Origin of the sequence: Bradyrhizobium sp. USDA 326 (assembly GCF_049739485.1) — a bacterium.
In the GTDB taxonomy this organism is placed as follows: Bacteria; Pseudomonadota; Alphaproteobacteria; order Rhizobiales; family Xanthobacteraceae; genus Bradyrhizobium.
This window is the reverse complement of the sequence record NZ_JBMGQA010000001.1, coordinates 222,169-240,731: the sequence shown is the minus strand read 5'-3', so window position 1 is coordinate 240,731 and position 18,563 is coordinate 222,169. Positions and strand designations below refer to the sequence as shown.

General features: G+C 63.4%; 16 protein-coding genes. 9 read left to right on the top strand and 7 right to left on the bottom strand.

The genetic code is table 11. The features are described 5' to 3' along the window. Nucleotides 1-8 precede the first annotated feature (8 nt). Nucleotides 9-824: an alpha/beta fold hydrolase gene (locus tag ABIG06_RS01045; RefSeq protein ID WP_370140706.1), complete on the bottom strand. Its 816-nt coding sequence runs from the start codon at nucleotides 822-824 to the stop codon at nucleotides 9-11. A 195-nt stretch (nucleotides 825-1,019) separates the two neighbouring features. On the opposite strand from ABIG06_RS01045, the gene ABIG06_RS01040 reads away from it, so the two are divergent. From ABIG06_RS01040 to ABIG06_RS01025, 4 genes are all read left to right on the top strand, one after another. Next, the gene (locus tag ABIG06_RS01040; RefSeq protein WP_424578059.1) at nucleotides 1,020-1,781 is read left to right on the top strand and encodes an SDR family NAD(P)-dependent oxidoreductase; all 762 of its coding nucleotides are present in this window, start codon (nucleotides 1,020-1,022) and stop codon (nucleotides 1,779-1,781) included. Nucleotides 1,782-1,824: 43 nt separating this feature from the next. Beyond that, nucleotides 1,825-2,661, top strand: a complete 837-nt coding sequence (locus ABIG06_RS01035; RefSeq protein ID WP_370140705.1) for an enoyl-CoA hydratase family protein — start codon at nucleotides 1,825-1,827, stop codon at nucleotides 2,659-2,661. A gap of 97 nt (nucleotides 2,662-2,758) precedes the next feature. Next, nucleotides 2,759-5,110 (top strand): bifunctional salicylyl-CoA 5-hydroxylase/oxidoreductase, encoded by a 2,352-nt coding sequence (locus tag ABIG06_RS01030; protein ID WP_370140704.1) that lies wholly within the window; start codon nucleotides 2,759-2,761, stop codon nucleotides 5,108-5,110. Nucleotides 5,111-5,161: 51 nt separating this feature from the next. Continuing rightward, complete coding sequence (locus ABIG06_RS01025) at nucleotides 5,162-6,412, top strand: flavin-dependent oxidoreductase (protein WP_370140703.1); 1,251 nt, start codon at nucleotides 5,162-5,164, stop codon at nucleotides 6,410-6,412. Nucleotides 6,413-6,421: 9 nt separating this feature from the next. Here ABIG06_RS01025 and ABIG06_RS01020 read toward each other — a convergent pair whose 3' ends face one another. Together ABIG06_RS01020 and ABIG06_RS01015 are read right to left on the bottom strand one after the other, a co-directional pair. Beyond that, on the bottom strand, nucleotides 6,422-6,877 hold the full coding sequence (locus tag ABIG06_RS01020) for a cupin domain-containing protein (protein ID WP_124163707.1): 456 nt from the start codon (nucleotides 6,875-6,877) through the stop codon (nucleotides 6,422-6,424). 30 nt (nucleotides 6,878-6,907) lie between these two features. Next, nucleotides 6,908-8,083, bottom strand: a complete 1,176-nt coding sequence (locus ABIG06_RS01015; protein ID WP_370140702.1) for an ABC transporter substrate-binding protein — start codon at nucleotides 8,081-8,083, stop codon at nucleotides 6,908-6,910. Between the two features lie 250 nt (nucleotides 8,084-8,333). Between ABIG06_RS01015 and ABIG06_RS01010 the strand changes: the two genes are divergently transcribed. The 3 genes from ABIG06_RS01010 to ABIG06_RS01000 all read left to right on the top strand — a co-directional run bounded on the left by ABIG06_RS01010 (nucleotide 8,334) and on the right by ABIG06_RS01000 (nucleotide 11,169). After that, a complete protein-coding gene (locus ABIG06_RS01010) occupies nucleotides 8,334-8,852 on the top strand; it encodes a MarR family winged helix-turn-helix transcriptional regulator (protein ID WP_008568331.1) in 519 nt (172 codons plus the stop codon). Nucleotides 8,853-8,997: 145 nt separating this feature from the next. Further along, on the top strand, nucleotides 8,998-10,689 hold the full coding sequence (locus ABIG06_RS01005; protein WP_370140701.1) for a benzoate-CoA ligase family protein: 1,692 nt from the start codon (nucleotides 8,998-9,000) through the stop codon (nucleotides 10,687-10,689). Between the two features lie 15 nt (nucleotides 10,690-10,704). Beyond that, the gene (locus ABIG06_RS01000) at nucleotides 10,705-11,169 is read left to right on the top strand and encodes a RidA family protein (protein WP_370140700.1); all 465 of its coding nucleotides are present in this window, start codon (nucleotides 10,705-10,707) and stop codon (nucleotides 11,167-11,169) included. A 40-nt stretch (nucleotides 11,170-11,209) separates the two neighbouring features. On the opposite strand, the gene ABIG06_RS00995 is transcribed toward ABIG06_RS01000, so the two are convergent. After that, the gene (locus ABIG06_RS00995; RefSeq protein ID WP_124163704.1) at nucleotides 11,210-11,938 is read right to left on the bottom strand and encodes a CBS domain-containing protein; all 729 of its coding nucleotides are present in this window, start codon (nucleotides 11,936-11,938) and stop codon (nucleotides 11,210-11,212) included. A 208-nt stretch (nucleotides 11,939-12,146) separates the two neighbouring features. On the opposite strand from ABIG06_RS00995, the gene ABIG06_RS00990 reads away from it, so the two are divergent. Then, the gene (locus tag ABIG06_RS00990; protein ID WP_370140699.1) at nucleotides 12,147-13,997 is read left to right on the top strand and encodes a PHA/PHB synthase family protein; all 1,851 of its coding nucleotides are present in this window, start codon (nucleotides 12,147-12,149) and stop codon (nucleotides 13,995-13,997) included. Here ABIG06_RS00990 and ABIG06_RS00985 read toward each other — a convergent pair. From ABIG06_RS00985 to ABIG06_RS00975, 3 genes are read right to left on the bottom strand one after another with little or no spacing between them, the layout of a single operon-like run. Then, a complete protein-coding gene (locus ABIG06_RS00985; protein ID WP_370140698.1) occupies nucleotides 13,994-14,968 on the bottom strand; it encodes a CHAD domain-containing protein in 975 nt (324 codons plus the stop codon). The two genes, ABIG06_RS00990 and ABIG06_RS00985, sit on opposite strands and share 4 nt — an antisense overlap. An 11-nt stretch (nucleotides 14,969-14,979) precedes the next feature. Continuing rightward, nucleotides 14,980-16,530, bottom strand: coding sequence for an AAA family ATPase (locus ABIG06_RS00980; RefSeq protein ID WP_370140697.1), 1,551 nt, complete (start codon nucleotides 16,528-16,530; stop codon nucleotides 14,980-14,982). 11 nt (nucleotides 16,531-16,541) lie between these two features. Then, nucleotides 16,542-17,525, bottom strand: coding sequence for a zinc-dependent alcohol dehydrogenase family protein (locus tag ABIG06_RS00975; RefSeq protein ID WP_124163701.1), 984 nt, complete (start codon nucleotides 17,523-17,525; stop codon nucleotides 16,542-16,544). 171 nt (nucleotides 17,526-17,696) lie between these two features. Between ABIG06_RS00975 and ABIG06_RS00970 the strand changes: the two genes are divergently transcribed. Next, nucleotides 17,697-18,530 (top strand): universal stress protein, encoded by an 834-nt coding sequence (locus ABIG06_RS00970; protein WP_124163700.1) that lies wholly within the window; start codon nucleotides 17,697-17,699, stop codon nucleotides 18,528-18,530. The last annotated feature ends 33 nt before the right edge of the window (nucleotides 18,531-18,563 follow it).

Here is an 18,563-nt window from a genome sequence, read left to right as displayed (position 1 = left end):
CAATCACCTTACGCTTTGGTCGTAACGGAGTTCAGGAAACGGCCGAGAGCATCGTCGAAGGCATCAGGACGTTCCAGGTTGGCGAGATGGCCGACGCCGGCGAGTTCGACATATTCAGCCCCAGGGATATAGGTCGCCGTCTTTGCTATCATCGGCGCAGGCGCGTTGTTGTCCTTGGAGCCGGATAGCAGCAGCGTCGGGACGGAAATATCCGCGAGTGTGCTGCGCTGATCGAAGCCGATGAGGGCCAGCATCATGGCGCGATAGCTTGCCTCAGGCACGCTTCCCATGCATTCGCGGGCAAGCTCCATCCCGTCCGGATCGGGATCGTCGCCGACGAGCTCCTTCACCAGGGAAGGGGCCAGCGACTTCATCGTCTCCCCGCGATCGAGCGGCCCGAGCCGCGCCGCGATGAATGCTTTTTGCCAGTCGCCATCGGTCTTGCCGAAGGCAGGGCTGGTCTGCGCCAGCACGACCGCACGTGCCAGTTTGGGGGACTGCACCAGCCACTTCTGGACGATCATGCCGCCGATGGAATGGCCGACCAGAATAGGCTTAGCCGCACCAAGCTGCTCGATGAATCGCTGAAGCGCATCGGCCAGGGCAGCGATGCTGACGCTGGCGAGTGGCGCCGATCCGCCATAGCCCGGCATGTCCCATGCGATTGCGCGGAAGCGGTCGCCGAATGCGGCAAGCTGCCGCCTCCAGCTTCGCGCCGCGCCGCCAATGCCATGCAGGAAAATCAGGGGTATCGCGCCCGGATCGCCCGCGGCTTCATAGGCGAAGCGACCGTCCTTTGTTATCATCGGCGCAGGCTGCGACACGTGACATCCTTTTGCTAGGCCCTTCGATGCTAACAGGCCCGTGGGGGATGGGAAGCGATAATTTTATACTTAAAGCAATTTTCGGGCCGCCTCTCGTACGGCGTCGTTCGCGCGGGCAAGCGCCGCTTTCGTTGCAAAAATTTGAAGGTTAAAATATATCGGATGGACGATCACAAGATCCGAGGGAGTTAGCGCATGTCCGGATTGACGCACTCGCCGCACGCGCTGGTGACCGGCGGCGGCCGCGGCATCGGCCGTGCGATAGCTGCTTCTCTCGTCGGCGCTGGTGCGACGGTAACCGTGCTTGGCCGGAATCCGGCGGTTCTCGAAGAGGCGGTCAATGCAGGTTCCGCGCACTTTGCGGCTGTCGCTGATGTCTCGAACGAAGCGTCGCTGAAAGCCGCCATTGCCGGAGCGAGTGCGCGCAAGCCGATCGACATCCTGATTGCCAACGCGGGCAGCGCCGAATCGGCGCCGTTTGCCAGATCGGACGCCGCCCTTTTTGCGCGCATGATGGATGTCAATTTCATGGGCGTCGTGCATGCCGTCCAGGCTGTGCTGCCGGGCATGAAGGATCGCCCCTATGGCCGTATCGTCGCGGTCGCGTCGACGGCCGGGCTCAAGGGTTATGCCTATGTCAGTGCGTACGCCGCTGCAAAGCACGCCGTAGTCGGTCTCGTGCGTTCGCTTGCCCTCGAGATGGCTGGAAGCAATGTGACCGTGAATGCGGTGTGTCCCGGCTTCACCGACACGGATCTCGTTGCCGGAAGCATCGAGAACATCATCAAGAAAACAGGCCGGACCCGGGAGCAGGCGGTCGCAGAGCTCGCGAAGCACAATCCGCAAGGACGCTTGATCACGCCCCAGGAGGTAGCAGACGCGGTTCTTTGGCTGTGCGGTGACGGCGCGAGCGCAATCACTGGGCAGGCGATTGCCGTGGCTGGAGGCGAGGTCTAGCGTACCTGGTGCAGTCGCGGAAATAAGAAGCCAAGGAGATCGCATGAGCAGACCAGCCAATCCCGTCACCGTGCCGCTTGCAGATTACTCGCCGCAGCACTTCCTGCTGGCTGTGGTCGACGGCGTTGCGACGGTCACGCTCAACCGCCCCGAACGAAAGAATCCGCTGACGTTTGAAAGCTACCGGGAGCTGACCGATTTCTTCCGTGCCTGTGCCTTTGACGACGCCGTCAAATCCATCGTCGTTACTGGTGCCGGCGGCAATTTCTCGTCGGGCGGCGACGTGTTCGAGATCATCGGTCCGCTCGTGAAGATGGATACCAAGGGGTTGATTGCCTTCACGCGGATGACCGGCGATCTCGTCAAGGCCATGCGGGCCTGCCCGCAGCCGATCGTGGCCGCTGTCGAGGGTATTTGTGCCGGGGCCGGGGCGATCGTCGCCATGGCATCTGACATGCGCCTTGCGGCGAGCGGGGCCAAGGTGGCGTTCCTGTTCAACAAGGTGGGGCTGGCCGGCTGCGACATGGGCGCCTGCGCGATCCTGCCGCGGATCATCGGGCAGTCGCGCGCCTCGGAGTTGCTCTACACCGGCCGGTTCATGACCGCGGAAGAGGGCGAGCGCTGGGGCTTCTTCAGCCGCATCGTCACGCCGGAGCAGGTGCTGACCCAGGCGCAAATTCTGGCGAAGCAGGTTGCGGAAGGACCGACCTTCGCCAATACCATGACCAAGCGGATGCTGGCCATGGAATGGGCCATGTCGGTGGAGGAGGCGATCGAGGCAGAGGCTGTTGCCCAAGCGTTGTGCATGACCACGGCGGACTTCGAGCGCGCCTTCGAGGCTTTCGCCAACAAGGTCAAGCCGGTCTTCCGGGGCGACTAGGCTGATCGCCTTGACGCCAGGCCGGCAACGAGGACTTGCGCCAAATTATTTTAGGCTTAAAATAGTTTCCATGGCCGGGTGAATTGGCGAGGCTCCCATGAAAGTCGCGATCATCGGTGGCGGACCTGCGGGTCTCTATGCTGCGATCCTGCTCAAGAAGCAGCGCCCGGCTGCCGACATCACTGTGTATGAGCGTAATCGGGCCGACGACACGTTCGGCTTCGGCGTGGTGTTCTCGGATGCGACGCTCGATAATTTCGAGAAGCACGATCTTCCGAGTTATCGCCGCATCACCCAGGAGTTCGCCTACTGGGATGACATCGCAGTGCATTTCCGCGGCACGGTGCACCGGGTGGGCGGCAACGGCTTCTGCGGCTGCTCACGGCAAAAGCTGCTGCTGATCCTTCAGGAGCGCGCTCGCGAGCTGGGCGTTACCCTGCATTTCGAAGTGGATATCGACGACGAATCCCGCATCTCTGATGCTGACCTCATTCTGCTGGCGGACGGCATCAACAGCCGCTTCCGCGAGAAGTATGTCGATCATTTCCAGCCCGAGGTCGACGTCCGCTCGAACAAGTTCGCCTGGATGGGGTCGACCAAGCCGCTCGATGCTTTCACCTTCATCTTCCAGGAAACCGAGTGGGGCCCGTTCATCGCCCATGCCTATCAATACGAGGCCGGGCATTCGACCTGGATATTCGAGACCGATCCAGAGACGTTCGAGCGAGCGGGGTTGACGGGGCTGGACGAGGTTCAGTCCGCCGCGCGGATGGCAGACATCTTCGGCTGGTTCCTCGGTGAGCATCGGCTGCTGACCAACCGCTCGATGTGGCGCAATTTCCCCATGATCCGCAGCAAGCGCTGGGTCAAGGACAACATGGTCCTGCTCGGCGACGCCAAGGCGAGCGCGCATTTCTCGATCGGCTCGGGCACCAAGCTCGCGATGGAGGATGCGATCGCGCTGGCCGAGGCAATGGAGAAGACGCCCAGCATCAAGGCGGCGCTCGAGGTTTATGAGCACGGCCGCCGTGAGGAGGTTGAGAAGACGCAGCATGCCGCCGACGTCTCGCTGGTCTGGTTTGAGCACGTCGACCGCTTCTGGGATTTTGACCCGGTGCAGTTCGCCTTCGGCGTCATGACACGCTCGAAGGCGATCACCTATGACAATCTGAAGCTTCGTGCGCCGGATTTCGTGGCCGAGGTCGAGAAGACGTTCGCGCGGCAGGTGCGCAACAGTGGGTTCGATGTCGATACCGACCGGCCGATGGTGCCGCTGTTCCAGCCGTTCCGCTTGCGAGAGATGGAGCTCGCCAATCGCGCGGTGATGTCGCCGATGTGCATGTATTCGGCCAAGGAAGGCGTGCCGACGGACTTCCACCTCGTGCATTACGGCTCGCGCGCGATCGGCGGCGCCGGGCTGATCTTCACCGAGATGACCTGTGTCAGCCGGGACGCCCGGATCACGCCCGGCTGCACCGGCCTTTGGAACGACGAGCAGGAGGCCGTATGGCGGCGCATCGTGGATTTCGTCCACGGCAATTCGGCCGCGAAGATCTGCCTCCAACTGGGCCACGCCGGTCGCAAGGGCGCAACCAAGTTGATGTGGGACGGCATGGACCGTCCCTTGGAGCAGGGCGGCTGGGATATCTTTTCGGCATCGCCGCTACCCTATTTCCCCGACAGCCAGGTGCCGCGCGAGCTCGATCGCGCCGGCATGAATGCGGTGAGAGACGCTTTCGTCGCCGCGGCCGAGCGCGGCGAGCGCTGCGGCTTCGACATGCTCGAATTGCACTGCGCCCACGGCTATCTGCTCGCGAGCTTCATCTCGCCGCTGACCAATACTCGGACCGACGAGTATGGCGGTTCGCTCAAAAACCGTCTGCGGTTCCCGCTCGAGATCTTCGAGGCGCTGCGCGCGGTGTGGCCGTCGCACAAGCCGATGTCGGTGCGCATCTCCGCCACCGACTGGGCGGATGGCGGCATCACCGGCGATGATGCGGTCGCCATCGCGCGGGCCTTTGCCGAGGCGGGTGTCGATCTCGTCGACGTCTCGACCGGCCAGACCGTGCGCGACGCGCAGCCGGTCTACGGGCGCATGTTCCAGACGCCCTTCTCGGACCAGGTTCGCAACGAGGCGCGCGTCGCCACCATGTGCGTCGGCAACATCACGACGGCGGACCAGGCCAACACCATTCTGGCGGCCGGCCGGGCGGATCTCGTCGCACTGGGACGTCCGCATCTCGTCGACCCCTTCTTCACCATGAAGGCGGCGGCCTGGTACGGGGCGAACGACGCCTTCTGTCCGCCGCAATATCTGCCCGGAAAAGAGCAGATTTTCCGCAATAGCGTGCGCGACCGGCAGGATCTCGAGGAGCTGAGAATTAAGGCTAAGCCCAAGACCCGGGCCGAGCTCAAGGCGGAGGCGACAAAGCCGCTTGCGGCGGAGTGACAGCCCGTGCAACGTTGACCCATTGCCTGTGTTTCGAGTGGAGTTAGGGCGATGAAGGCGATTATCGTCGGTGGCGGTATTGGTGGTCTCACCACGGCATTGATGCTGCGCTCGCGCGGCCTGGATTGTGAGATCTTCGAGCAGGCCGACACCATTCGCGAGCTCGGCGTCGGCATCAACACGCTGCCGCATGCGATGCGCGAGCTGGCCGGCCTCGGCCTGCTTCAGAGGCTCGACGACATCGCTGTTCGCACCGACCAGCTCTATTATCTCAACCGCCACGGCCAGGAGGTCTGGCGCGAAGCCCGCGGCATCGACGCCGGCCACGACGTGCCGCAATTCTCGATCCACCGTGGCCGCCTTCAGGGCGTCATTCATCGTGCGGTCGAGGAACGGCTCGGGCCGGACGCAATTCACACCGGCTGCCGGCTCGGTGCTTTCACACAGGACGAGGGCGGCGTGTCCGCTTATTTCTTCGATCGCGCCGGCGCGCACGTCCACACCGCGCGCGGCGATATCCTCATCGGCGCCGACGGCATCCATTCGCGCGTCCGCGAGACGTTGTTCCCGAGCGAGGGGCCGCCGTGCTGGAACGGCCTGATGCTGTGGCGCGGCGCCCGCGACTGGCCGCTGTTCCTCACCGGCAAATCCATGATCGTGGCCGGCGGTCTCAATGCCAAGGTCGTGATCTATCCGATCGCGGAAGGATCGAGCCCTGCGAGCCGTCTAACCAATTGGGCGGTGCTGGTGAAGGTGGGCGAAGGCAATGCGCCGCCGCCGCGGAAAGAAGACTGGTCGCGCCCGGGCCGCCGCGAGGAGCTGATGCCGCATGTCGCGCGCTTCTCGGTCCCCTATATCGACGTGAAGAGCCTGATCTCGGCGACGCCGGAGTTCTACGAATATCCGACCTGCGACCGCGATCCCTTGCCCTATTGGTCGTCGGGGCGCGTGACATTGCTTGGCGACGCCGCGCACCCCATGTATCCCGTCGGCTCCAACGGCGCCTCGCAGGCGATTCTCGATGCGCGCTGCCTCGCCGATGCATTGGTGCGTGCCGAGCATCCGCGCCAGGCGCTGCTCGAATACGAGAAGAAGCGCCTGCCGATGACGGCCGAGATCGTCCGCTCCAACCGGCGCGGCGGCCCCGAAGGCGTCATCGACGCCGTCGAGCAGCTTGCGCCCGATGGTTTCGACAATGTCGACAACGTGCTGAGCTATTCCCAGCGCGAAGCCATCGTGCGCGGCTATGCCAGCAAGGCAGGCTTCGCCGCGGTGCCGGGTCTTGCGGCGGTGCGCGCCTGAAGCTGGGCGCTAGCCGCCGGGCGGCGGCGGCAGGAAGTGGATGTTGAACTCCGCGGCCATCGCCACCACGTCCTCCGGCTTCTGCTCCTTCATGTTGTGAAGGCCCCAGAACAGATCGAACAGCTTGCGGCTTGGCGAGACCCAGAACAGCACTTTTGCGGTCTGCTCCGACTTGTTGAAGATGCCGTGCGGCACGCCCATGCCGAGGCGGATTAGGTCGCCGGCGGTTGCCTGCGCTTCCGAATTGCCGAGCATGAAATCGAGCTTGCCCTCCAGCATGTAGAGATACTCATCCTGGTCGGGGTGAATATGCGGCGGCACGAACGTGCCCGGCGGCAATGTCGCGTGCCAGGAGAAGCTGTGCTCGGCGTAGCTCTTCGGCACATAGGTCTGGCCGAGTATGTTCCAGGAAATGCCCTGGATGCCCTCATTGGCCCGGGTGATGCCGGTGATTTCGCTCTTCATTGCAGTCCTCCCGTAACGCAATACACGGCCTCAGTTCGCCGCCTTGCAGTCCTTGGCATAGCGGTCGCCGTAATTCTCGAACACCTTCTGCACGATCTCGGTCTGGAACTTGCCGTCCGGACGCTTGGCGACCTTGGTCAGGTAGAAATCTTGGATCGGATAGCCGTTGGTGTTGAACTTGAAGGCGCCGCGCAGCGAGGTGAAGTCGGCTTTCTTGAGCGCTGCGCGAACGGCGTCCTTGTTCGACAGATCGCCCTTCACCGCCTTGACCGCACTGTCGATCAGCATCGCTGCGTCATAGGCCTGGAAGGCATAGGTGCCGGGCACGATGTTGTAAGCCGCCTCATAGGCAGCCACGAACTTCTTGTTCTGGGGATTATCGAGATTGGGCGCCCAGTTCGCACCGCCGAACATGCCGACCGCGGCGTCCTGCTGCGCCGGCAAGGTCGATTCATCCACGGTGAACGCCGAGAGCACCGGGATGGTGTCGGCAAGGCCGGCCTGCCGGTATTGCTTGACGAGATTAACGCCGAGGCCGCCCGGCATGAACGTGAAGAGAGCATCGGGCTTTTGCGAGGAGATCTTGGACAGCTCCGGCTGGAAGTCCAGCGTGTTCAGCGGCATGTAGGATTCCTCGACGATCTCGCCCTTGTAGTCGAGCTTGAAGCCCGCCACCGAATCCTTGCCGGCCTGATAGTTCGGGACCATCAGGTACATGCGCTTGTAGCCGCGATCCTGCGCGACCTTGCCGAGGATCTCGTGAACCTGATCGTTCTGATACGACGTCACGTAGAAGAATGGGTTGCAGTCCTTGCCGGCAAAGGTAGACGGCCCGGCATTGGGGCTGATCAGGAAGGTCTTCGATTCCGTGATGGGCCGGTGGATCGCCTGGAGGATGTTGGAGAAGATCGGTCCGACCACGAAGTCGACCTTCTCGCGCTCAAGAAGGCCCTTGACCTTGGTCACGGCTGCATCCGGCTTCAACTCGTCGTCGACGACGACGACATCGACATCGCGGCCGCCCATCTTGTTGCCGAGATCCTTCACTGCGAGCGTGAAACCGTCGCGAACCTGTTGGCCAAGCGCGGCGGCAGGTCCCGACAGGGTCACGATCACACCCAGCTTGATTTTTTCCTGGGCGAGGGCAGGGGTCGCCACGGTACCGAGCAGCACGGCGGCTGCGGCCAAGCTCATTTGCGTCTTCATGATCTGTCCCTCGTAACGATCGGCTTGCGCTGCAAGCCTCGTACTTCAATCCAAGCTTATGCCGATGATGACCGCCGCGGCAAGCCGAGCTCGAGGCGTCGCATCCTGCGGGCAGCTGTGCATGCAAGCGGCGCGCCAATTGTTTGAAGCCTAAAGAAATTGGTGGTGCGGTCGATTGTTGCAGCTTTGGACTTGCAGCCGGCTCCGATTTACTTGAAGCTCAAAACGTTGGGAATCCGTGCCGGCGGCTATGCCAGCCGTGAGTGACTGCATCAACATGCTCGATTCCGAGACCAAGGCCGTCGAAACACCGGAGGACCACGCCGAAGAGCTTCGGCTGTGGCTGCGTCTCCTGACCTGTACGACGTTGATCGAGGGCGAGGTTCGCGGTCGGCTGCGGCAGCGGTTCGACGTCACCTTGCCGCGTTTCGACCTGATGGCTCAGCTCGACAAGGCCCCGGACGGCATGACGCTGTCCGATGTCTCCAAGCGCATGATGGTGTCGAACGGCAACGTGACCGGCCTGGTCGAGCGTCTGGTGGAATCCGGCCATCTCGACCGGAGGACCTCGGAGACGGACCGCCGCGTCCAGGTGATCCGCCTCACCAAGCTCGGACGTGCCGAGTTTCGCAGGATGGCTGCGGAGCATGAAACCTGGATCGCCGATCTCTTCGCCGACCTGACGCCGAAGGATGTACGCGAATTGATGCGGCTGCTGGCCAAGACCAAGGCCTCGGCGCAGAAATCGGCCGCGCGCCGCCGGCCATAAGGCCGCCTGAACAGGCCGCCAATCTCCTTTGCCGCACGAAAAAGCACGGCATGCCCAAAATCCGCTATTGCGCCGAATTGTTTTAAGCATAAAATGATTCCCAGATCGTGCTGCCGGGTGCAATCCATGCTGAAAGGAGCGTGCGATGGCCAACGCCGCCAAGATTCAAGTGACGGGCTCGCATGACGGCAACGCCGCAACAGCCCATGTCGATACGTTCGCGCAGCAGAATCTGCCGCCGCGCGAGCTCTGGCCCGAATTCGTTTTCGCGCGGCCGGAGTTGCGCTATCCGTCGCGACTGAATTGCGTCAGCTACTTCCTCGACCGCTGGGTGGAGCAGGGCCATGGCGATGCCCCTTGCGTCATCAGTCCCGCCGTCAGCTACACTTATCGCGAGCTGCAAGCACTCGTGAACCGCATCGCCAATGTGCTGGTCGGCAAGCTGGGTCTCGTCACCGGCGGGCGCGTGCTGTTGCGGTCGGCCAACAACCCGATGATGGTTGCGACCTATCTGGCCGTGATCAAGGCGGGCGGAATTTGCGTCGCCACGATGCCGCTGTTGCGCGCGAAGGAGCTATCCTATCCGATTCAGAAGGCGGAGATCACGCTGGCGCTGTGCGACGGAAAGCTTTCCGAGGAGATGGAAAAGGCGAAAGCTGGGGCACCCAATCTCGGCCGAGTCGTGTATTGGGGCAACGGCGCGACCGACTCGCTCGAGGCGCTCATCGCCGACGTCAGTCCGGAGTTCAAGGCCGTCGATACCGCCGCTGACGACGTCTGCCTGATCGCATTCACGTCGGGCACAACAGGCGATCCCAAGGGCACCATGCATTTCCACCGCGACATGCTCGCGGTCTGCGACGGCTATGCGCGCAACATCTTGCGCGCCGACCAGAAGGATCGTTTCATCGGCTCGGCCCCGCTCGCCTTCACCTTCGGCTTCGGCGGCGTGCTGTTTCCGATGCATATCGGCGCCTCCTTCGTCGTGCTTGAGAAGACGACGCCGGACGATTTGCTGTCGGCGATCGAGCAATACAAGACCACAGTCTGCTTCACGGCGCCGACCGCATACCGTGCCATGATCGGTAAGCTTTCGGGCCGGGACATTTCTTCGCTACGCAAATGCGTCTCCGCGGGCGAGACACTGCCCAAGCCGACATTCGATGCCTGGCTCAAGGCCACCGGCATCAAGCTGATGGATGGCATCGGTTCGACCGAGATGCTGCACATCTTCATCAGCGCGACCGAGGACGAGATCCGCCCCGGCGCCACCGGAAAGCCCGTGCCGGGCTATGAAGCCAAGATCGTCGACGATGAGGGCCGCGACGTGCCGCCTGGAACGATGGGCCGTCTCGCCGTGCGCGGGCCGACCGGTTGCCGCTATCTGGCCGACGAGCGGCAGCGGAAATACGTCCAGAACGGCTGGAACATCACCGGCGACACCTATCTGATGGATAGCGACGGCTATTTCTGGTACCAGTCGCGGTCCGACGACATGATCGTGTCTGCCGGTTACAACATCGCGGGCACGGATGTCGAAGCGGCGCTGCTCACGCATCCGGCGGTCGCCGAGTGCGGTGTGGTCGGCGCTCCGGACGAGGCGCGCGGCATGATCGTGAAGGCCTATGTCATCGCCGCACCTGGCGTGACGCCTGATGCTCAGCTCGTGGCGGAGCTGCAGGAGCATGTCAAACGCGAGATCGCGCCTTACAAGTATCCGCGCGCCATCGAGTTCGTGACGCAATTGCCGAAGACCGAAACCGGCAAGTTGAAGCGCTTTGCCCTGCGGCAACTGGCGCAGGCCGCGGCGACGTCCTCAGGCGTCGCTGCGGAATGAGAGAAGGATAGAGAATTGTCTGTGACGACGCCGAATGGCCCGCAACTCGCGGTACTGCCGACAGCAGCCGAGGACGGAGCGCCCACCAAGTCGCAGATCCTCCAGCCGTCAGGCTGGCCGGTGCCGAAAGGCTATGCCAACGGCATGGCTGCCGAAGGGCGCATCGTCGTCACCGGCGGGGTGATCGGCTGGGACGCGGAAGAGCGCCTCGCGGAAGGCTTCGTCGCGCAGGTGCGTCAGACCTTGAGCAACATCGCCGCGATCCTGGCCGAGGCCGGTGCCCGGCCCGAGCACCTCGTGCGCCTGACCTGGTACGTCGTCGACATGGACGAGTACCTGGCCAATCTGAAAGAACTGGGCAGAGTCTATCGCGACGTCTTCGGAACGCACTATCCTGCGATGGCGCTGGTTCAAGTGGTACGCCTCGTGGAGAAGGCGGCGCGCGTCGAGATCGAAGCCACCGCCGTCATTCCTCGCTGAGCTCCGCCGCGAGCGGCTCGCCTCGGTCAGCTCGCCTTGGTCAACTCGCCTTGGCGAGCTCGTCGTCCTCGGGCGAGTTCAGATAGACCCCCGACATGGTGTCGACCCAGCACAGATGGTCGTGCACTTTCTTCACGCCCTCGACGTTCTCTGCGGCGACGATCGCGGCCTGCCGTGCGCGTTCTTCGGTGATGACGCCGCTGAGGTGAACGATACCGTCGCGCACGATCACGTTCAGTCCGAACGGGCACCAGTCGTTCTTCTCCATGGTATCGATGATGCGGCTGCGAATGTGGTCGTCGTCCGCGGTCGGATCCGGCACTTCGCGGGCGAGCCCCGCCACCGCCTGCAGCAGATTGGCGCGGGATACGATCCCGACGACCTTGTCGCCACGCACGACGGGCAGCCGCTTGATGTTGTTCCGCTCCATGAGATCGACGATCTCCGCGAGCGCCGTATCCTCCGTGATCGTCACGGGCGAGTCGGTCATCACTTCCGAGACCTTGCGTCCGTGCTCATGGACGAAGTCGCTCGCGGATTTGCCGGGACCGAGGATGAATCGCAGCCAGCGCCCGCGCTTGCGCCCGGTTCCGATTTCGCTGCGGCGGATGAAATCTCCTTCCGACACGACACCGACCAGCTTGCCGGTCTCGTCGACCACCGTGAGTCCGCTGACATGCCGCTTCAGCATGATATTTGCCGCTTCGACGATGCTGGTGTCGGGGGTGACCGAGATGACCGACCGGGTCATGATCTGGTGGGCGCGCATGGATAACTCCGCTGGCTTGTTGGGATTCCGATGCACGAATCCTAGCTCGGGTATCACAGTGCGGTTTGACTCAAGTCAATCGGCGAACATGGTTCGATCCCGATGCAGCAATTGTGATCCGGAGGCGGATTTGATGCAGCTCAACACGTAGTCGAGGCCGAGCCGTATCCTGCTGCCGACGTTGAACTGAGCCCGCAGGAATTTGACCATGAGCGTCGTGCAGATATTTCCACGGGCAGAAGAGCCGTCGGTTCAGGTTCTCCCCACCCATCCCATCGCTAGTCCGGAAGCTTCGACGGCGAACACCGAAAGGCTCGAACACATGCCGGTCGCCGCCGGTGCTCGGCCTGGATCTGAGCCATATCCTTTTGACCGCGCTTTGCACGCGATGCTGGCGCGGTTCACGGGCGGGATTTCGCCGCTTGCCCTGTCGCTCGCCTGGCTCGATTGGAGCTCGCATCTGGCCGCGGCGCCGCAGCGCCAGATGGAGATTTCCCGCAACATCGTTCGCGACACCGGCAGGCTCGCGGAAGCCGCTGCGCACGCGATGTCACCGGGGCAAAAGCCGTGGTCCGTGATCCAGCCGCAGGAACGCGATCGCCGCTTCAGGGGACCGCAATGGGAGCTCGCGCCGTTCAACCTGCTGGCGCAGGCGTTTCTGCTCGGAGAGCGCTGGTGGCGCGATGCTGCGACGGGCGTACGCGGCGTTTCGCACGGAAATGAAGCTATCGTCGAGTTCTCGATGCGCCAGATGCTCGACATGCTGGCGCCGTCGAACTTTGCTGCGACCAATCCGAAGGTGCTGGAGAAGGCGTTCCAGAGCGGCGGGGAGAATTTCGTCTTCGGCTGGCAGAACTGGTGCAGCGACGTGATGCGCCTGCTCTCCAACTCGAAATTGGCCGACGGGCAGTTCGTGGTCGGCAAGACGGTGGCGGTTTCACCTGGCAAGGTCGTCTACCGCAACGAGCTGATCGAGCTGATTCAGTACTATCCGACGACTGCGCAGGTGCGGCCCGAGCCGATCCTGATCGTGCCGGCCTGGATCATGAAATACTACATCCTCGATCTGTCGCCGCAGAACTCGCTGGTCAAATTTCTGACCGGTCAAGGCTTCACCGTATTCGCGATCTCCTGGCGCAACCCGGATGCGAGGGATCGGGATCTCGCCTTCGATGATTATCGCAGGTTGGGCGTCATGGCGGCCCTGGACGTGATTGGTCTGATCATGCCGGGTCGGAAGACCCATGCGCTCGGATATTGTTTGGGAGGCACATTGCTGTCCATCGCCGCCGCCGCGATGGAGCGGGACGGTGATAGCCGCTTCGGCACCGTCACTCTCCTGGCAGCCCAGACCGACTTCACCGAGGCCGGAGAGCTGACGCTCTTCATCAATGAGAGCCAAGTGGCCTTTCTCGAAGACATGATGTGGCAGCGCGGTTATCTCGACACGACGCAGATGGCCGGCGCGTTCCAGTTGCTGCGCTCAAACGAGCTGATCTGGTCGCGGCTGTCACATGACTATCTGATGGGCGAGAGCGCACCGCCGAGCGACCTGATGGCCTGGAACGCCGACGCCACGCGGCTGCCCTATCGCATGCACTCGGAGTATTTGCGCAAGCTGTTCCTCGACAACGATCTGGCGGGAGGGCGCTATCTCGTCGGAGGCAGGAGCATTTCGCTCTCCGATATCCACGCGCCGATGTTCGTGGTCGGCACGCTCGCCGATCACGTGGCGCCATGGCGATCCGTCTACAAGGTCCACTATCAGGTCGATGCCGACGTGACGTTCCTGTTGACCAGCGGCGGTCACAATGCCGGTGTCGTTGCGCCTCCGCAGGAGCCCGGCCACAGCTATCAGGTGCTGACCAAGGCTGCTGATGCGCCCTATGTTGGTGCGGATGAATGGCTGAAGTTGGCTCCGCGAGTTGAAGGGTCGTGGTGGCCGGAATGGGCCAAATGGCTGGCGGCGCGCTCCGGCGCACCCTGCAATCCGCCGCAGATCGGGCTTGGAGACGTCCCTGGCCTCCCGGATGCTCCGGGAGACTACGTCCACACCTAAACCTGCGGCTCGGAGCTCGGCGCGAGGTCCGAGGAGCGGAAGGGCTTGGCCTTGTCCAGCTTCCGATACGCCTCCGAGGCCGTTCGCAGCAGCTTCTTTTCCCGCTTGCGATCGTGGAAGCGACTACCGATATCGAGGCCGGCGCCGTTCAAAGACGCTGCCAGCGCTCGTCCTCGTGCATCGTCGTTCAATTGTCCGAGCGACCGCTGCGCCCTGCGCAATTGCTTGAGAATGGACTTCTGTTGCGCCAGCGTTTCCTCGACGAACAGGTCCTGGAGCGACTCGATCGAATAGGTCAGCCGCTTGTTGAGAAGCCTCAGCTTGTGGCGTTTCTCGATGTCGAGCTTGCGGAGCTTTCGTGCCTTCTTGAGCAGCGTCGTCTCCCACTCGGTCAGCCGCTCCGTCGCGTGGTCGGCGAGCGTGCTGCGGCGCAATCGAACGGCTTCCTTGCTGCGCCGGGTCGACCAGGGGCCACTTTCGATCCATGTCGAGGTCAGCTCGACCAGGCGGCGGTACCGTGCCGATTGCAGCGCACGCGCCAGCAGCCGATGGCTCTCGGCGCGTTTCTCGTCCCATTGCTGAAGCTCGGCGACCACGGCGAGTTCGTCACTACTCTCGGCGACGACCCGCTCGATCGCGACGTCGAGGTCCCGCACCATGCCGAGCTGACTGTTCAGCCATTTCAGTTCGGCCCAGACGTTCGGCCGCAGGGCATCATCGACCATCGGTGAGAAGAAGCGGATGGCAGTACGCAGATGCGTCAATGCGATCCGGATCTGGTGCAGGGCTTCGGGATCGCCGCGGCACGTGCCGTCGTGCTGAGCGATCACGGCATCGAGGTGACGACGGGCGATGATCCGGAAAGCCGTGTCGCAGGCCATGCCGGGGCTGAGGCGGCCGGGCAGGGCATTGCGTCGCGTTGCCGGCTTTGCATGCGTGGTCGCCCTCGAGCTTGTGGTGGGTCGCGACATCCTTGCCCGCGTCAATCAGATTGCGTTGTTTGTTCCTCAGCGATCGCGTTCCGGCAGTTCTGGAGCGTCTGCTCTTCTGTCCCGGATGCATCGATGGTCGCCCAGCCGACATGGCCGATATTATAGTGCTCTTGCAGCGCGGCAACCTCTTGCGTGGCGTCCGACGCGTCTCCCCTGCGACTTCCGATCCGCGCCTGCCGGGTCGCGAGGTCTGCGACCAGGAATAGACCGTTCAGCGACACGTTGCGCTCGCGCGCCAGCGCGGCGATCGCGTCGCGCTCGTCCTCGCGGGCGAATACGCCGTCGATGATTGCCGAATGGCCTTGCGCCAGCACGCGCCGGGCGTGCTGGGCCAGGGTGTCGTAGACGCGGGCCGTGACCTCCGGCGCATAGCCGGATGGCGGCAGGCGGTGCGTGTCCTCGACCGCGAACATCTGCTTGCGGACGAGATCGCTGCGCAGCACGACGGCTCCCGGCTGCGGCGCGACGAACGGCGCGAGCGCGGACGCCAAAACGGTCTTTCCGGTGCCGGACAGCCCCCCGACCGCAATCAGACGCGGAGCAGGAGGACGGATCAGCATCCCGGCGAGGTCAAAATAGCGCTGTGCCTGGTCGAGAATGCCTGCGCCATCGGAATGCGGCCGCTTCAGCCGCGCCAGGGCCACCTGGGCGCGGATCGCCGCACGAATGGACATGAACAGCGGCAGGGCCGAGAGCGCGTCGAGATTGTCGGCCGGTGTCGTGGCGAGATAGCGGTTCAGGGCGATATTTGCCGCGCGTGGTTGATCGTACTGCAACAGGTCCATGAGGGTGAACGCGAAATCGTAGAGTACGTCGACCGTTGCCATCTGCGCATCGAACTCGATGGCGTCGAACAGCACGGGCCGATCATCGATCAGAACGATGTTTGCAAGATGCAGATCGCCATGACAGCGGCGCACGAAGCCCTGCCTGCCGCGCTCTGCAAGCAGGGGGCGGATACGTAGAAACGCCTCGTGCGAGGCCTTGCCGAGCTTTTCGATGTCTTCCGCGTTGAAATGTCCGCCGTCCCGCAGACCGTCGCCGTTGCCTTCGATCAGGGCGGGGATCGATGAGACCCAGGCTTTTCCATCGGCGCGTGTCGCCGCCGCGTGCGACGCGACGATTGCGTCAGCGGCAGCCGAGGCGAGCTTCGCCTCCAGCGGGCCGGCCTTTGCCAGATGATCCAGCGTCCTGTTCTCGTCGAAGCGCGACATGTCGACCGCATACTCGATCGGCCGGCCGGCGCCGTCGACCTTGAGAGATCCATCCGGCTCTTCCGTGATCGCCACGACGCCGTGATAGATCTGCGGCGCCAGCGGCCGGTTGGTCCTGATCTCCTCCTCGCAGGCCGCCTTGCGCTTCTCGAGTGTCGAATAATCGAGGAAGGGAAACCGGACGGCGCGCTTGATCTTCAGCGCGCGCTTTGCGTCCAGGAACACCGAGGCTCCGTGCGTGTCGATCCGCGTCACGCCGGGATGGTTGGTCAGCATCTGGAAGATGCGCTCCTGGGCCGCCGTTTCATCATTGATCGAAGCGGGCATCCGAAGCACCATCACGGTGTCAGCACGGCTGCGCCGAGGATCTGGCCATTCCGCAGCATGGCCAGAACCTCGTTGGCCTGATCGAGCGAAAACGCCGTCGTCTCAGTGCGCACGCCGGCCTGCGGGGCGACCTTTAGAAAATCGAGGCCATCCTGCCGGGTCAGATTGGCGACCGAGACCAACTGCCGTTCCTGCCAGAGCAAGTCATACGGAAAGCTTGGAATGTCGCTCATGTGGATGCCGGCGCATACGACGCGCCCGCCTTTGCGGACGGCGCGCAACGCGGCCGGGACAAGCTCGCCGGCTGGTGCGTAGATGATGGCTGCGTCGAGCGGCTCGTCGGGCGCTTCGTCCGATGACCCCGCCCAGACCGCGCCGAGACGACGTGCGAGGCCTTGTGCAGCGGCGTCGCCGCGTCGCGTGAATGCATGGACGGATCGTCCCTGCCAAACCGCGACCTGCGCAATGATGTGGCCGGCCGCGCCAAAGCCGTAGAGACCGAGCCGGTCGGCCGGGCCGGCCAGGACCAGCGATCGCCAGCCGATCAGCCCTGCGCACAGCAGCGGTGCAATCTCCACGTCGCTCCCGGCCTCACCGAGCGGAAAAGCGTAGCGTGCGTCCGCGATGGTGTGGGTTGCGTAGCCGCCGTCGCGCGTATAGCCCGTGAACAGCGGTGCGTCACACAGGTTTTCCATACCCTCCCGGCAGAACCGACACGTTCCGCAGGTGAAGCCTAGCCAGGGAATGCCGACCCGGTCACCAGGCACATGTGTTGCCACATTCGGGCCGACGAGGTCGACCCGGCCGACGATCTCGTGGCCTGGCACGATCGGATAGCGAATATCGGGCAGCTCGGCATCGACGAGATGAAGATCGGTCCGGCATACGCCGCAGGCACTGATCTTCACCCGGAGCTGGCCCTCGCCCGGAATCGGGTCAGGCCGCTCCTCCATCTGGAGCCGCGCTCGTGGAGCCGGCAACACCATCGCACGCATGAGTCTCTCCGGGGCGAACCGCTCCGATTGAATTATTCATAGAATGACCAAGCGACCAGTCCTTGATGCCGGTCAACGCCTGTTCCCGGGTGACCGGATAGAGTTTGTTCTTGACGAGGATCAAGCGCCTCGACGAGCGCCGGCCTATCGTGGCGGCCTAGGAGAATGCGGATGCCCATCAAGGACGTCTTTCTGCCCCTTGTCGGCCAGCCGCGCGGACCGGCCCTGGTTGCGATAGAGAAATGTGTGGCCGTTGCCGCCGATCTCGGCGCCAGGATCACCGCGCTCGCGCTCGAGGAAGAAGTCTTCGAGCGGCCGGAGGTGATGCTGCCTTACGTTCGCGATTCCGAGCACGCCAGCCCCGAGGCCGGCAACATGCGACAGCTCCTGAATGCTTTCACCGATGCAGCTTCGCGCGCCAACATTCGCGCCCAAAGCCGATCGGGCAGGGTGCCTGCGGATCAGATCGGGGCGATCCTGGCCGAGCATGCCCGCTTCAGCGACCTCACGCTGGTTCCCGTGAGGCCGCACGACAGCCGGACAGAAGGCGTTGTCGAAGCCTTCTTGTTCGGATCGGGCCGGCCGCTTCTGCTTTGTCCCGAACATCTCGCGGACGAACTTCGGCCTGAATTCGAGAACGTCATGATTGCCTGGGATCACTCTGCTCGCGCCGCGCGCGCCGTCGGCGACGCGTTGCCCATTCTTCGGGCTGCCACCTCGGTTCACGTGGTGACCGTGGCGGAGGATAAGACTGGGGCGGTCGTGCAATCCGGCACGGCTCTCGTCGATCATTTGAGGGAACATGGGATCTATGCCTCGTTCGAAACGGCGAAGGGCGGCGGCAGATCGATCGGCAAGGTACTGGGAAGCTGGGCCAATTCCCACGGCATCGATGCAATCGTGATGGGCGCCTATCATCATTCGCGCCTGAACGAGATCGTCTGGGGCGGTGTGACGAAGACCGTCATTGGCCAGCCACCGTGCTGGGTTATGATCTCATACTAGGCTCCTTCTTTCGGCTTGATCGTCAACCATCGG